This is a genomic window from Escherichia sp. E14V7, assembly GCF_004212225.1.
GTDB lineage: Bacteria > Pseudomonadota > Gammaproteobacteria > Enterobacterales > Enterobacteriaceae > Escherichia.
In genome coordinates this window covers 129,287-143,142 of record NZ_RHJJ01000016.1, presented here as the reverse complement: position 1 = coordinate 143,142, position 13,856 = coordinate 129,287, and the positions used below count along the sequence as shown (strand labels likewise).

Sequence of the window (13,856 nt, the reverse complement as noted above, 5' to 3'; positions counted from 1 at the left end):
TTATCAGTATGTACTGGAACTAACTTCATTATGACTATTTATTTTATAAACTGGGTTGCAGATTATGAATTAAAAATGATCCAGTACCTGAAAAGAAAGTACAAGATAAAAAGTATAACAACGCCAAAAAAATATAACTGGCTTAATAAGAAAATTTCGAAATTAGGGATGGATAATGCATGGTTGGGACGATTATTTATCAAACATCACCTAAATGCTGTAAAAAAGGATGATATAATTATCTTTAATGACAGTGTAATTAATAAAGGCATTAACAAGCAAATATTAATAAATATTAATTGTCATAAGGTATTACTTCTAAGAAATACTGTCAGCGAAGATTTTATTTTTGATAACACTAATTATTTTGATATTATCTATGATTTTGAGCATAGATTTATAGGGAATGAAAAGACCAAGGCAATAGAACAATTTTTTCCTATAGGAATGGATGAGATTAGAAATTATAGTTTATCTGACAAAAATAACAGTCAGCCAATATGTTTTTTTCTTGGTCGTGATAAAGGACGTCTTCAAATAATTAATGAATTAGCCGATAGATTAACAACACTAGGATGTAAGTTAGATTTTAATGTTGTCAAAGATAAAATATCATCTCCGACTTCAAAGTATTTGATTGAAAAACAAATACCGTATGAAGAGAATATTAGAAGAACATTAAATGCTAATATAATTGTTGATATAACTAAAGAAAACCAATCTGGCTGGACTCTTCGTATACTTGAGGCACTATTTTTCAATAAAAAATTAATTACTAATAATATAAATATACTTGGTTCAGAAATCTATAGTGAGTCTCGCTTTTTTATAATAGGTCATGATGATTGGGATAAGTTAGAGTATTTTATTAACTCATCTGTTAAACCAATGGATTATGATAGTTTATATAAATTCAGCCCTGATAAAATGATGTCAACAATTGTTTCTGATTTTATAGAAAAATAAAACCGTTAAAACAGTGAGTTTTACTCAATTAATGAGAGTTTCAATGAAAATAGCATTTATCGGCGAAGCTGTTTCTGGATTTGGCGGTATGGAAACAGTCATTCGTGATGTTATTACTACCTTCAGGCAACAACATATCCATAGTGAAATGTTTTTCTTTTGTCGTAATGATAAAATGGATAAGGGATGGCTGGAAGGTATTAAGTACTCGTGTTCATTTTCCAATATTCGCTTAGGTTTTTTGCGTCGAGCGAAACATATTCATGCTTTAAGCAAATGGCTTCAGAATTATCAGCCAGATGTTGTTATTTGTATTGACGTTATCTCGTGTTTGTATGCGGCCAAAGCACGTAAAAAATCAGGAATTGATGTGCCAGTATTTTCATGGCCGCATTTTTCTTTAGATCACAAAAAACATGCTGAATATATCACCTGTGCCGACTATCATTTAGCAATCAGCTCTGGCATTAAACAGCAAATGATTAATCGGGGTGTATCAGAATCGACGATAAATGTTATTTTTAATCCAGTCGAAGCTAAAGATACAGTCATTCCTGCGCCTGAGGAAGGCGAAACGGCAACGTTCATTTATGTTGGGCGTATGAAATTCGAGGGCCAGAAGCGGGTTAAAGACCTCCTTGATGGCTTATCACAAGCGCAAGGTAACTGGAAACTCCATGTATTGGGTGATGGTTCCGATTTCGAAAAATGCCAGGCTTATGGTAGAGAATTAAATATTGATGATCGAATAGTCTGGTATGGTTGGCAACAACATCCCTGGGAATTGGTCCAGCAAGATATTAAAAAAGTGAGTGCGTTATTGCTCACGTCATCTTTTGAAGGTTTCCCAATGACCCTACTTGAAGCCTTGTCATGGGGAATTCCTTGCATCAGCGCCGATTGTGTCTCCGGGCCTGCTGACATTATTCAACCTGATGTTAATGGTCATCTGTATCAACCGGGAGATATTGCTGGTTTTGTATCTCTTCTCAATAAATATATAGCAGGTGAAATTTATATCGAACATGAAAAAATTCCTGCGTCGATCGATAAATTTTACCAATCGAAGTACTACGATAGATTACATAAGATAATTATTTCTGCTATTTCCCGGAGGAAATAATGCAGCAGGTGTTTTTCCAGGAAACTGAGTTTCTTAATTCAGTTATTGATTATAATCATAAAGTAGAAACAGAAAATCTTTGTCTGGATATCGCTTATGGAACTGACAAAAATTTTCTATTTGGTTGCGGAATTTCGATTGCTTCAATATTAAAGTATAATGAAGGAAGTCGATTGTGTTTCCATATTTTTACTGACTATTTTGGTGATGATGATCGTAAGTATTTTGATGCCCTGGCGCTGCAGTATAAAACCAGAATTAAAATATATCTGATTAATGCTGATCGACTCCGCTCATTGCCTAGCACTAAGAACTGGACTCATGCAATATATTTTCGCTTTGTTATTGCAGATTACTTTATTAATAAGGCGTCTAAAGTCCTTTATCTGGATGCAGATATCATTTGTCAGGGGAGTATTGAGCCACTAATTAATTTCTCATTTCCTGACAATAAAGTCGCCATGGTTGTTACAGAAGGGCAAACTGACTGGTGGGAAAAACGCGCACATTCGTTAGGTGTTGCGGGAATTGCTAAAGGTTACTTTAACTCCGGTTTTTTATTGATTAATACCGACCAATGGGCTGCTCAGCAGGTTTCTGCACGAGCCATTGCAATGCTAAATGATCCAGAAATAGTCAAAAAAATAACACATCCTGATCAGGATGTATTAAATATGTTGCTGGCAGACAGACTTATTTTTGCTGATATAAAATATAACACCCAGTTTAGCTTAAACTATCAACTCAAAGAAAGTTTTACAAACCCAGTAACCAACGATACTATTTTTATCCACTATATCGGTCCAACCAAGCCCTGGCATGATTGGGCCTGGGATTATCCTGTATCACAAGCCTTTATGGAGGCAAAAAATGCTTCGCCATGGAAGAATACGGCGTTGCTGAAACCGAACAATAGCAATCAATTAAGATATAGCGCAAAACATATGCTTAAAAAGCATAGATATCTAAAAGGATTTAGCAATTATCTTTTTTATTTTATTGAAAAGATAAAGCATTAAAACTGGGAAACTATAAAGTAATGATATAAGGGTAGCATTGTGGACTCATTTCCTGCCATAGAGATAGATAAAGTTAAAGCCTGGGATTATCGGCTAGCTAATATAAATACTTCTGAATGTTTAAATGTTGCCTATGGTGTCGATGCTAATTATCTTGATGGTGTAGGTGTTTCCATCACATCAATTGTCCTAAATAATCGACATATTAATCTTGATTTTTATATTATTGCTGATGTTTATAATGATGGTTTTTTTCAAAAAGTCGCAAAGCTTGCAGAGCAATACCAATTAAGAATCACGCTATATAGAATTAACACTGATAAGCTCCAGTGCTTGCCTTGTACACAGGTCTGGTCAAGAGCAATGTACTTCCGTTTATTTGCATTTCAATTATTGGGTTTAACGCTTGATCGTTTGCTTTATCTTGATGCAGATGTTGTTTGTAAAGGCGATATTAGCCAACTATTGCATCTGGATTTAAACGGAGCGGTAGCTGCTGTTGTTAAAGATGTTGAGCCAATGCAGGAAAAGGCGGTATCCAGGTTGTCTGATCCTGAATTACTTGGGCAATACTTTAATTCCGGCGTCGTTTATTTAGACTTAAAAAAATGGGCTGACGCAAAACTAACAGAAAAAGCGTTGTCTATTCTTATGAGTAAAGATAATGTTTATAAATACCCTGATCAGGATGTTATGAATATCTTACTGAAAGGGATGACAATATTTTTGCCTCGTGAGTACAATACAATTTATACAATTAAAAGTGAATTAAAAGACAAAAGACATCAAAACTATAAAAAGCTGATTACAGAAAGTACTTTGCTTATTCATTATACAGGTGCAACTAAACCGTGGCACAAATGGGCAATTTATCCATCGGTAAAATACTATAAAATAGCTTTAGAAAATTCACCATGGAAAGATGACTCTCCACGAGATGCAAAATCAATTATTGAATTTAAAAAAAGATATAAACATCTTTTAGTACAGCATAAATATATCTCAGGAATTATAGCAGGAGTCTGTTATCTTTGCCGAAAATATTACCGTAAATAACATTTAACTGGTTTATTATGATTCAGAAGAGCAAGATCAAAGACTTGGTTGTTTTTACCGATGAAAACAATTCAAAGTATCTCAATGTATTAAATGACTTCTTGTCTTATAATATAAATATCATCAAGGTTTTTCGTTCTATTGATGATACAAAAGTTATGCTTATTGATACCGATTACGGTAAATTGATTCTTAAGGTTTTTTCTCCGAAAGTTAAGCGTAACGAACGTTTCTTTAAGTCTCTGTTAAAAGGTGATTATTACGAACGCCTTTTTGAGCAAACCCAAAAAGTAAGAAATGAAGGGTTAAATACACTCAATGATTTTTATTTATTGGCTGAACGGAAAACCTTACGATTTGTCCATACTTATATCATGATCATCGAGTATATTGATGGCATAGAGTTGTGTGATATGCCTGATATTGATGATGTGCTAAAAAATAAAATTCAGCAATCAATTAATTCCTTACATCAACATGGTATGGTTTCTGGCGACCCCCATCGTGGTAACTTCATTATAAAAAATGGTGAGGTTCGAATTATTGATCTCTCCGGAAAACGTGCTTCAGCGCAGCGTAAAGCGAAAGATCGTATTGACTTAGAGCGTCATTACGGTATTAAAAATGAGATTAAAGATCTAGGCTATTATCTTTTAGTATATCGTAAAAAAATGCGCAATTTTATGCGGCGTTTGAAAGGGAAACCAGCGCGCTAAAATAGAAATATCCATAATTACATGTCTTCACCAGGACAGTTTTAAGCGGAGTTATTTATTTCACAGGTTTATCATGAAGAATATTAGATACATTGACAAAAAAGATGTTGAAAACCTGATTGAAAATAAAACATCTGATGATGTTATTATTTTTCTTTCTGGTCCTACATCGCAAAAAACACCTTTGTCAGCATTACGAACAAAGGATATTATTGCTGTCAATGGTTCTGCGCAATATTTGTTAAGTCATAATATCGTTCCTTTCATATATGTACTTACAGATGTCCGCTTTTTACATCAGCGTCGTGATGATTTTTATAAATTTAGCCAGAGAAGTCGTTATACCATAGTAAACGTTGACGTTTATGAACACGCTTCCAAAGAAGATAAACTTTATATCCTCCAGAACTGCCTTGTATTACGATCCTTTTACCGCCGAGAAAAAGGCGGTTTGATAAAGAAGATTAAATTTAATATTTTGAGCCAGATTCACAAAGAACTGCTAATCTCTGTACCGTTGTCTAAAAAAGGTCGTCTGGTTGGATTTTGCAAGGACATTAGTCTTGGTTATTGCTCATGCCATACTATCGCTTTTGCTGCAATTCAAATAGCATATTCACTTAAGTATGCGCGAATTATTTGCTCCGGTCTTGATTTAACTGGTAGTTGTTCGCGTTTCTATGATGAAAATAAGAATCCTATGCCCTCGGAATTAAGTAAGGATTTATTCAAAATCTTGCCATTTTTCCGTTTTATGCGTGATAATGTAGATGATATTAATATTTATAATTTGTCGGATGATACAGCAATTCAATATGATATCATTCCATTTATGGAACTGTCATAAAATTTATAATCTTGGGTTTGCTAAAAAATAATCTAGTATTTTCTATGTCTTTATCTCGTGCTATCAAAATATTGGAGTTGGCTAATAATGATTAAAAAGATAATATTTACCGTCACACCAATATTTTCTATACCGCCAAAAGGCGCTGCAGCGGTTGAAACATGGATTTATCAGGTCGCAAAAAAACTTTCGATTCCAGCAACTATCGCCTGTATTCGAAACGACGGTTACCCGACCTACACAAAAGTAAACGATAATTGTGATATTCATTACATTGGTTTTAGTCGAGTCTATAAACGACTTTTCCAAAAGTGGACTCGACTTGATCCTGTGCCGTATTCTCAGCGCATTTTAAATACTCAACCTAAAAATGCTGATCCGAAAGACTCAGTTATTGTTATTCACAATAGTATGAAGCTGTATAAACAGATTCGTAGCAGAAGCCCTCAAGCGCAGCTAGTCATGCACCTTCACAATGCTTTTGAACCAGGGCAGTTAGACAAAAGTGCAAAAATAATTGTTCCTAGCCAGTTTCTGTTCGATTTCTATTCGGAAAAGATGCCTGATGCAGATATCGCTATTGTGCCTAATGGTTTTTGCTCTGAATCGTATTTACATGATAATACTGAAGATTTAAGGAAGAAATTTAACATAGATGCGAATGATACGGTGTTATTATTTGCAGGAAGGATATCGCCAGATAAAGGCTGTCTGATGCTTATGGATGCTTTCAATAAGCTGCGTAAGAATCGAGATAACCTTAAATTGGTTATCGTTGGCGATCCTTTTGCCAGTAAAAAAGGTGAAAAAGCTGAATATCAGAAAAAGGTTCTGGATGAAGCGAAAGCTATTGGCGCGCAATGTATTATGGCGGGTGGGCAGCCACCAGAGCAGATGCATAAATATTACCGCTTAGCAGATTTAGTTATTGTTCCTTCTCAGGTAGAAGAAGCTTTTTGCATGGTAGCTGTTGAAGCGATGGCGGCTGGTAAACCTGTTCTTGCGAGTCAAAAAGGTGGGATAAACGAGTTTGTTCTGGAAGGAATAACAGGATATCACCTTGCAGAGCCTATGACGTCTGAAAGCATTCTCTCTGATATCAACCGGGTCTTAGCAGACAGTAATAGAGTACAAATTGCTGAAAATGCCCAGAAATTCGTTTTTTCAAAATATAGCTGGGAACATGTAACTCAGTGTTTTGAGACACAAATGCAAAACTGGTTTGGTTAAAAATTATTTGATTTGAAGAGCCTGCCTGAACTCAATGTCAGGCAGGCTTTTTTTTATTTATTCCGCATAGCTAACAGCAAACCAACAATCAAGCCAATTGGTTTAAGATCAACTTCCTCGAAATTACCTCGGATAATATAAAAACCAACAAGAGTTAAAAATAGCAGTAATTGGCCATTATAAGGAGTGACCACTACTTTTTTAAATGTTGCGTTAGCTGTTTCTTTGATAATAGAGCCATACAGATAAAGTAAAGCGAGTAGCCCAGCTAAACCTGCTGCAAACCAAATTGATAAAATAATGTTGTGTGGTCCAATGGATTGTCTGAACGTCCATGATGGAAAATCTACGACACGCTTATTGTATATTGCATGGTAAATATCATCGCCATAGCCATATCCCTTAAGCGGGTTCTCCATAATTAATGTCCATGCTGTACCTTGTGTACCATTGGTATAGCGATAAGAACTGTCGGTCTGTTGAAGTTTATAAATAAGCCTATCTTCATCGGTATGATCACCTTTAAAGGTAAATACGCAAGTTGCTGCAACAGAAATAATGATAGAGGTCAGCATCAATAATTTCCACTGACGATTTAAGATTAACCATAGTAGAGTCACTATGAATACTGCCAGCCATGCACCACGAGAGAGCGTTCCTAATAGCAGAAACAAGAAAACTGCGCTAAAAATTATGAATATTATTTTATAAGAGGTTTTCTTGATAAGCCAAAGGTTTAATAATGCTGGAAATAGAAACACCATTGAGTCGGAAATACTACGATGTTCATAGGTCGAAAATGGCATTATTCCTTTATTATAATCTTGAATATAAGAAATAATTTCAACAAGACAACGTAACCCAAGCCCGGTAACTAATGAGTATAGTACAACTTTACCGATGCTTTCATTATCTTCATCTTTTAATAATACGGGTATAAGTAAACTATATGCCAAAAATCCTTTTAGCACTGTGTTACTGAATTCTTTAAAACTTATTTTCAGATCTGGTGATATGAAAGTGGCATATAAAAGAATGAGTGACAGAGCCAGGACACTATAAAAAAGATTATTTTTGTAGAGCTCTTTAAATGTCCCTGGAGCACGGAAAACTTGATAAATTACCGTAATAATCATTAGTACAGATATGATATGTTTATAACGGGTAATACCATCAAGGAAAAAGGTTGCAATAAAGAGGAATACCAACACTCTATTCCAGTATGGTTTCCAGTTCTCTTTATTACGCAGCGCCAGCGAGGCTGTTAACATTGCTTCTCCACCATCTTAAATAATATAGAACGTGTTAATCAGGAATTGATTTTTTTTAATACTGCTTCTGCAGCCAGATGAGCAAGATCTTTATCCGGTGCCATGCAAACTACCTGATTCTTCCCATAACCGCCAATTAATCCCGGGTCTGTAGGCCCATAAACTGTGATATTGGGTTTATCAAGTGCCGCAGTTAAATGGCTTAATCCTGTATCGACTGACACAACAAATTTAGCTCCAGCCAGCACGCGGGCAACGCCTTCCAGAGTCATCTTCGGCAGTACGTCGACATAATCAAAGCCTTCCGCCAGCCTTTTTGCCCGCTCTTCTTCATGCGGCGCTCCCCACGGTAGTTTAATTCGAATCCCTGAACCTGCCAGTAAACCAATTAATTCTCGCCAGTGCTCTTCCGGCCAGTGTTTATCATCGCGGGTGGTCGCATGAAGGAATACAGCATACTCCCCAGCATCCGGTAGAGGATTTGTCAGGAAATGCTGCGCAATAGCATAATCGCCCTGGGCCTGCGGTTTGCTATACCCAAGGCTTTTTGCGAACAGTTCACGGGTACGTTCTACGGCATGCTGCTGTTTCGCAATATGATGTTTGCGATTGTAAAACAGGCTGGCTAAAGGCTCGCGAGCGGTTTGCCAGTCCATGCCATGCTTAACGCCATGTGCTAAACGTGTCACCAGCGCTGCGCTTTTTACCAGCCCTTGGGCGTCGATAATTGCGTCATAGTTTTCCGCTTGAAGGGCTTCACGAAACGCTTTCCGTTCCGCTTTTATGGGGGCCGAGAACCAGGCTTTGCGCCAGCGACGTATCGCCACCGGAATAACCCGCTCAACGGCGGCGTGCCAGGAAGGAATCTGTGCGAATCCCTCTTCCACCACCCAATCAAACTTAATCCCCGGGATTGCCTGCTGGGCATCGGTGAGTGCGGGCAGCGTATGGAGAACATCGCCCATCGACGATGTTTTAACGATCAAAACCCGCATCCGTCAGGCTTCCTCTTGTAACAACAGCGCGTTAAGTTCTTCCAGTACGCGCTGGGGAGTAATGTCGATCAGACTCTGGTGATATCCTTCTGCGGCATCGCCTTTACGCACTTTGTGATAGCCGGTAATCAGGCGGATCACGCGCGCTTTATGGGAAAGCGGCGGCGTAAAGTCCGGACTGCTCGGCCCATACAGAGCAACCAGTGGACGATTGAGCGCCGCAGCAACGTGCATCAGGCCAGAATCGTTAGTGACAATGGCTTTACAGGCGGCAATCAAAATGACTGCCTGCTCAAGCTGTGTTTCCCCCGCCAGGTTCCGACACCATGCCTGCTGCTCGGTATTCAAAGCGGCAAGAATCTCATTGCCCGCCTCATGATCTTTCGCCGAGCCAAACAGAACCACCTGATAACCTTCATCAATCAGCTGCTTTGCCAGCTCTGCATAGTGGTAGTGTGGCCAGCGTTTCGCCGGGCCAAACTCCGCGCCCGGACAAAAGCCAATCATCGGACGTTCTGATGAAAGCGAAAATTGATTACAGGTATATGATTTTTCACCTTCGCTCACTTGCAATTGCGGCCATAACAACGGTTTTGGTAGATCTTGTGCGGTACGCATCACGCCTTTGTCATAGGCCAGCGCCACATAGCGTTCCACCATTAGCGGCCAGGCTTCTTTATCGAGCACACGTACATCGTTGAGTAAACCGTAGCGCATCTCGCCGCGCCAGCCGGTGCGATGAGGAATACCCGCGAAGAAAGGCACTAATGCGGATTTGAAGGAGTTGGGTAAGACGTAGGCGCGGTCGTAGCGCTTTTCACGCAGACTATGACCCAGTTTGCGGCGTTCGCCGATTTCCAGCGCCCCGTGACCGAGAGGCATAGGGATAGCTTCGTTAACTTCCGGCATCCGCGATAATAATGGACGGCACCATGCCGGTGCCATCACGTCGATTATCGCCTGGGGATAGCGCGCCTGGAGCGTGCGATAGAGACTTTGCGACATCATCATGTCGCCAACCCAAGACGGGCCGATCACCAGTATTTTCATGCAGAGCTCTTATGCGTCGCGATTCAGCCAGGCCATGTATTCCGTTACACCTTCAGCAACGGTTTTGAACGGTTTGTCGTAACCCGCAGCGCGCAGATTAGTCAGATCCGCCTGAGTAAACGCCTGGTAGCGGCCTTTCAGTTTATCCGGGAACGGAATGTATTCGATCTGACCTTTCTTGTGATAAGCCAGTGTTGCATCTGCTACTGCCTGGAAGGATTCCGCACGACCAGTACCGAGGTTGAAGATGCCGGAAACGCCATTTTCCAGGAACCACAGATTCACATCAGCCACGTCGCCCACGTAGACGAAGTCGCGTTTAAAGTTCTCGCTACCTTCGAACAGTTTCGGTGATTCACCGTTATTAAGCTGGGTGTTGAGATGGAAAGCGACGCTCGCCATGCTGCCTTTATGGCCTTCACGCGGTCCATAAACGTTGAAATAGCGGAAGCCAACAATCTGCGAGTTCGCTTCTGGCAGGATTTGACGAACATATTCATCAAACAGGAACTTCGAATAACCATAGACGTTCAGTGGTTTTTCGTATTCGCGGGATTCAATAAAGTCGGAGGTGCGACCGCCGTAAGTGGCTGCGGAAGAGGCGTACAGGAACGGGATTTCGCGCTCCAGACAGTAGTGCAGCAGCTCTTTGGAGTATTGATAGTTGTTATCCATCATATACTTGCCGTCCCACTCGGTAGTGGAAGAGCACGCACCTTCGTGGAAAATCGCTTCGACATCGCCGAACTCTTCGCCCGCCATAATCTGGATCAGGAAGTCTTCCTTATCCATATAGTCCGCGATGTTCAGGTCCACCAGGTTCACAAACTTGGTGCCGTCTTTCAGGTTGTCCACCACCAGAATATCGGTGATGCCTTTATCATTCAGGGCCTTAACGATGTTGCTGCCGATAAAGCCCGCGCCGCCGGTAACGATGATCATAACTGTAACCTTCGAATTATGGAGTCAGAGACAATCTCAGACACGAATACTTCTATCATATCACTACACGGCGTTGGCTTCAGCCATTCGCCGAAAGTGAGGGGGATGGACGTTATTTATTCTAAATTTTACAGAAGTGTTAACGCGTCATCTCGTCGCAAACTATAAGTTTGGGTAATATGTGCTGGAAATTGCCCTGTCTGGAGAATCGCAATGCGTGGAGAATTTTATCAGCAGTTAACTAACGATCTGGAAACCGCAAGGGCGGAAGGGTTGTTTAAAGAAGAACGCATTATTACGTCTGCGCAGCAAGCAGATATCACTGTGGCTGATGGAAGCCACGTCATTAACTTTTGTGCCAACAACTATCTCGGACTGGCGAATCATCCGGAACTGATTGCGGCGGCAAAAGCGGGAATGGATTCTCACGGTTTCGGCATGGCTTCGGTGCGTTTTATTTGCGGCACCCAGGATAGCCATAAAGAGCTTGAGCAGAAACTGGCAGCATTTCTCGGCATGGAAGATGCGATTCTCTACTCTTCCTGTTTTGATGCCAACGGCGGTCTGTTTGAAACGTTGCTGGGCGCGGAAGACGCCATTATCTCCGATGCTCTGAACCATGCCTCGATCATCGACGGCGTGCGACTGTGCAAAGCCAAACGCTATCGCTATGCCAACAACAATATGCAGGAGCTGGAAGCGTGCCTGAAAGAAGCGCGTGAATCCGGGGCGCGCCATGTGTTAATCGCCACCGATGGCGTGTTCTCTATGGATGGCGTAATTGCCAACCTGAAAGGGGTTTGCGATCTGGCAGATATTTACGATGCGCTGGTGATGGTGGATGATTCCCATGCGGTCGGTTTTGTCGGCGAAAACGGACGTGGCTCCCATGAATACTGCGATGTGATGGGCCGTGTCGATATCATCACCGGCACGCTGGGTAAAGCACTGGGCGGGGCTTCTGGTGGTTACACCGCAGCGCGTAAAGAGGTGGTTGAGTGGCTGCGTCAGCGTTCTCGCCCGTACCTGTTCTCCAACTCACTGGCACCTGCCATTGTGGCTGCTTCCATTAAAGTGCTGGAGATGGTCGAAGCGGGCAGTGAGCTGCGTGACCGTCTGTGGGCGAACGCGCGCCAGTTCCGTGAGCAGATGTCGGCGGCGGGCTTTACCTTGGCGGGTGCTGATCACGCCATTATTCCGGTCATGCTTGGCGATGCTGTAGTGGCGCAAAAATTTGCCCGTGAACTGCAAAAAGAGGGCATTTACGTCACCGGTTTCTTCTATCCGGTCGTTCCGAAAGGTCAGGCGCGTATTCGTACCCAGATGTCTGCGGCGCATACCCCTGAGCAAATTACGCGTGCGGTAGAAGCGTTCACGCGTATTGGTAAACAACTGGGCGTAATCGCCTGAGTGAGGATGTGAGATGAAAGCGTTATCCAAACTGAAAGCGGAAGAGGGCATCTGGATGACCGACGTTCCTGAACCGGAACTCGGACATAACGATCTGCTGATTAAAATCCGTAAAACAGCCATCTGCGGGACTGACGTTCACATCTATAACTGGGATGAGTGGTCGCAAAAAACCATCCCAGTACCGATGGTTGTCGGCCATGAATATGTCGGTGAGGTGGTTGGCATCGGTCAGGAAGTGAAAGGCTTCAAGATCGGCGATCGCGTTTCTGGCGAAGGCCATATCACCTGCGGTCACTGTCGCAACTGTCGTGGCGGTCGTACCCATCTGTGCCGCAACACGATCGGCGTCGGCGTTAACCGTCCGGGCTGCTTCGCCGAATATCTGGTGATCCCGGCGTTCAACGCCTTCAAAATCCCCGACAATATTTCCGATGACTTAGCCGCAATTTTTGACCCGTTCGGAAATGCGGTGCATACGGCGCTATCGTTTGATCTGGTCGGCGAGGATGTGCTGGTTTCTGGTGCAGGCCCAATTGGTATTATGGCCGCGGCGGTAGCGAAACACGTTGGTGCACGCAACGTGGTGATCACTGATGTTAACGAATACCGTCTGGGGCTGGCGCGCAAAATGGGCATCACTCGTGCGGTTAACGTCGCCAAAGAAAACCTCAATGACGTGATGGCCGAGCTGGGCATGACTGAAGGCTTTGATGTTGGTCTGGAGATGTCTGGTGCGCCGTCAGCGTTTCGCACGATGCTGGACACCATGAATCACGGTGGTCGTATTGCGATGCTGGGTATCCCGCCGTCTGATATGTCTATCGACTGGACAAAAGTGATCTTTAAAGGCCTGTTCATTAAAGGTATTTACGGTCGTGAGATGTTTGAAACCTGGTACAAGATGGCGGCGCTGATTCAGTCTGGTCTGGATCTCTCGCCAATCATTACCCATCGTTTCTCCATCGACGATTTCCAGAAAGGCTTTGATGCCATGCGTTCGGGCCAGTCCGGGAAAGTTATTCTGAGCTGGGATTAACACGAACAAGGGCTGGTATTCCAGCCCTTTCTCCTGAGGATAATCCGTTAAATATGTAAAATCCTGTCAGTGTAATAAAGATATCGTAATTGCGCTGTTATCTTATATTGCTGCTTTCATTATCTCTCTAGCCTGAAGTGACTTTCTCACCCGTAAAAATAATATTTCACAAGCTTAATGGTTTCTTAATAC

The 13,856-nt window shown here is 41.7% G+C and carries 13 protein-coding genes; 9 read left to right on the top strand and 4 right to left on the bottom strand.

Going from position 1 to position 13,856, the window contains the following annotated elements; translation table 11 throughout:
- The first annotated feature begins 30 nt into the window (after nucleotides 1–30).
- From rfaS to D9741_RS18640, 7 genes are all read left to right on the top strand, one after another.
- The gene (gene rfaS, locus D9741_RS18670; protein WP_130215168.1) at nucleotides 31–966 is read left to right on the top strand and encodes an LPS core biosynthesis protein RfaS; all 936 of its coding nucleotides are present in this window, start codon (nucleotides 31–33) and stop codon (nucleotides 964–966) included.
- A 43-nt stretch (nucleotides 967–1,009) separates the two neighbouring features.
- A complete protein-coding gene (gene waaB / locus D9741_RS18665) occupies nucleotides 1,010–2,089 on the top strand; it encodes a lipopolysaccharide 1,6-galactosyltransferase (protein ID WP_130215170.1) in 1,080 nt (359 codons plus the stop codon).
- Nucleotides 2,089–3,108, top strand: a complete 1,020-nt coding sequence (waaO, locus tag D9741_RS18660; RefSeq protein WP_130215172.1) for a lipopolysaccharide 3-alpha-galactosyltransferase — start codon at nucleotides 2,089–2,091, stop codon at nucleotides 3,106–3,108. The genes waaB and waaO overlap by 1 nt, the downstream gene beginning before the upstream one ends.
- 39 nt (nucleotides 3,109–3,147) lie before the next feature.
- A complete protein-coding gene (gene rfaJ, locus D9741_RS18655) occupies nucleotides 3,148–4,164 on the top strand; it encodes a lipopolysaccharide 1,2-glucosyltransferase RfaJ (protein ID WP_130215174.1) in 1,017 nt (338 codons plus the stop codon).
- 17 nt (nucleotides 4,165–4,181) lie between these two features.
- Nucleotides 4,182–4,880 carry a lipopolysaccharide core heptose(II) kinase RfaY gene (gene rfaY, locus D9741_RS18650; RefSeq protein ID WP_130206705.1) on the top strand — a complete coding sequence of 233 codons (699 nt, stop codon included), beginning with the start codon at nucleotides 4,182–4,184 and terminating at the stop codon, nucleotides 4,878–4,880.
- A gap of 73 nt (nucleotides 4,881–4,953) precedes the next feature.
- The gene (waaZ, locus tag D9741_RS18645) at nucleotides 4,954–5,727 is read left to right on the top strand and encodes a 3-deoxy-D-manno-oct-2-ulosonate III transferase WaaZ (RefSeq protein ID WP_130215176.1); all 774 of its coding nucleotides are present in this window, start codon (nucleotides 4,954–4,956) and stop codon (nucleotides 5,725–5,727) included.
- Nucleotides 5,728–5,814: 87 nt separating this feature from the next.
- Entirely contained in the window at nucleotides 5,815–6,957 is a 1,143-nt protein-coding gene (locus D9741_RS18640) for a lipopolysaccharide N-acetylglucosaminyltransferase (protein ID WP_130215178.1), read from the top strand.
- Between the two features lie 53 nt (nucleotides 6,958–7,010).
- On the opposite strand, the gene rfaL is transcribed toward D9741_RS18640, so the two are convergent.
- Genes rfaL through rfaD form a run of 4 tightly spaced genes read right to left on the bottom strand, consistent with a single transcriptional unit; the run spans nucleotide 7,011 to nucleotide 11,215 of the window.
- Nucleotides 7,011–8,228, bottom strand: coding sequence for an O-antigen ligase RfaL (gene rfaL, locus D9741_RS18635; RefSeq protein WP_130215180.1), 1,218 nt, complete (start codon nucleotides 8,226–8,228; stop codon nucleotides 7,011–7,013).
- 38 nt (nucleotides 8,229–8,266) lie between these two features.
- A complete protein-coding gene (gene rfaC / locus D9741_RS18630) occupies nucleotides 8,267–9,223 on the bottom strand; it encodes a lipopolysaccharide heptosyltransferase RfaC (RefSeq protein ID WP_130215182.1) in 957 nt (318 codons plus the stop codon).
- Nucleotides 9,224–9,226: 3 nt separating this feature from the next.
- Nucleotides 9,227–10,273, bottom strand: a complete 1,047-nt coding sequence (gene rfaF / locus D9741_RS18625) for an ADP-heptose--LPS heptosyltransferase RfaF (protein WP_130215184.1) — start codon at nucleotides 10,271–10,273, stop codon at nucleotides 9,227–9,229.
- A gap of 9 nt (nucleotides 10,274–10,282) precedes the next feature.
- On the bottom strand, nucleotides 10,283–11,215 hold the full coding sequence (gene rfaD / locus D9741_RS18620; RefSeq protein WP_000587764.1) for an ADP-glyceromanno-heptose 6-epimerase: 933 nt from the start codon (nucleotides 11,213–11,215) through the stop codon (nucleotides 10,283–10,285).
- Between the two features lie 213 nt (nucleotides 11,216–11,428).
- Here rfaD and kbl point away from each other — a divergent pair, with 213 nt between their 5' ends.
- Together kbl and tdh are read left to right on the top strand one after the other, a co-directional pair.
- On the top strand, nucleotides 11,429–12,625 hold the full coding sequence (gene kbl, locus D9741_RS18615) for a glycine C-acetyltransferase (RefSeq protein WP_130215186.1): 1,197 nt from the start codon (nucleotides 11,429–11,431) through the stop codon (nucleotides 12,623–12,625).
- Between the two features lie 13 nt (nucleotides 12,626–12,638).
- A complete protein-coding gene (gene tdh / locus D9741_RS18610; RefSeq protein ID WP_130206693.1) occupies nucleotides 12,639–13,664 on the top strand; it encodes an L-threonine 3-dehydrogenase in 1,026 nt (341 codons plus the stop codon).
- The last annotated feature ends 192 nt before the right edge of the window (nucleotides 13,665–13,856 follow it).

What these genes read in the sequence shown, in the direction of transcription:
- rfaY (WP_130206705.1), top strand. Translation starts at nt 4,182, where the DNA reads ATGATTCAGAAGAGCAAGATCAAAGACTTGGTTGTTTTTACCGATGAA.
- rfaC (WP_130215182.1), bottom strand. Translation starts at nt 9,223, where the DNA reads ATGCGGGTTTTGATCGTTAAAACATCGTCGATGGGCGATGTTCTCCAT.
- tdh (WP_130206693.1), top strand. Translation starts at nt 12,639, where the DNA reads ATGAAAGCGTTATCCAAACTGAAAGCGGAAGAGGGCATCTGGATGACC.
- rfaL (WP_130215180.1), bottom strand. Translation starts at nt 8,228, where the DNA reads ATGTTAACAGCCTCGCTGGCGCTGCGTAATAAAGAGAACTGGAAACCA.
- D9741_RS18640 (WP_130215178.1), top strand. Translation starts at nt 5,815, where the DNA reads ATGATTAAAAAGATAATATTTACCGTCACACCAATATTTTCTATACCG.
- waaZ (WP_130215176.1), top strand. Translation starts at nt 4,954, where the DNA reads ATGAAGAATATTAGATACATTGACAAAAAAGATGTTGAAAACCTGATT.
- waaB (WP_130215170.1), top strand. Translation starts at nt 1,010, where the DNA reads ATGAAAATAGCATTTATCGGCGAAGCTGTTTCTGGATTTGGCGGTATG.
- waaO (WP_130215172.1), top strand. Translation starts at nt 2,089, where the DNA reads ATGCAGCAGGTGTTTTTCCAGGAAACTGAGTTTCTTAATTCAGTTATT.
- kbl (WP_130215186.1), top strand. Translation starts at nt 11,429, where the DNA reads ATGCGTGGAGAATTTTATCAGCAGTTAACTAACGATCTGGAAACCGCA.
- rfaS (WP_130215168.1), top strand. Translation starts at nt 31, where the DNA reads ATGACTATTTATTTTATAAACTGGGTTGCAGATTATGAATTAAAAATG.
- rfaF (WP_130215184.1), bottom strand. Translation starts at nt 10,273, where the DNA reads ATGAAAATACTGGTGATCGGCCCGTCTTGGGTTGGCGACATGATGATG.
- rfaD (WP_000587764.1), bottom strand. Translation starts at nt 11,215, where the DNA reads ATGATCATCGTTACCGGCGGCGCGGGCTTTATCGGCAGCAACATCGTT.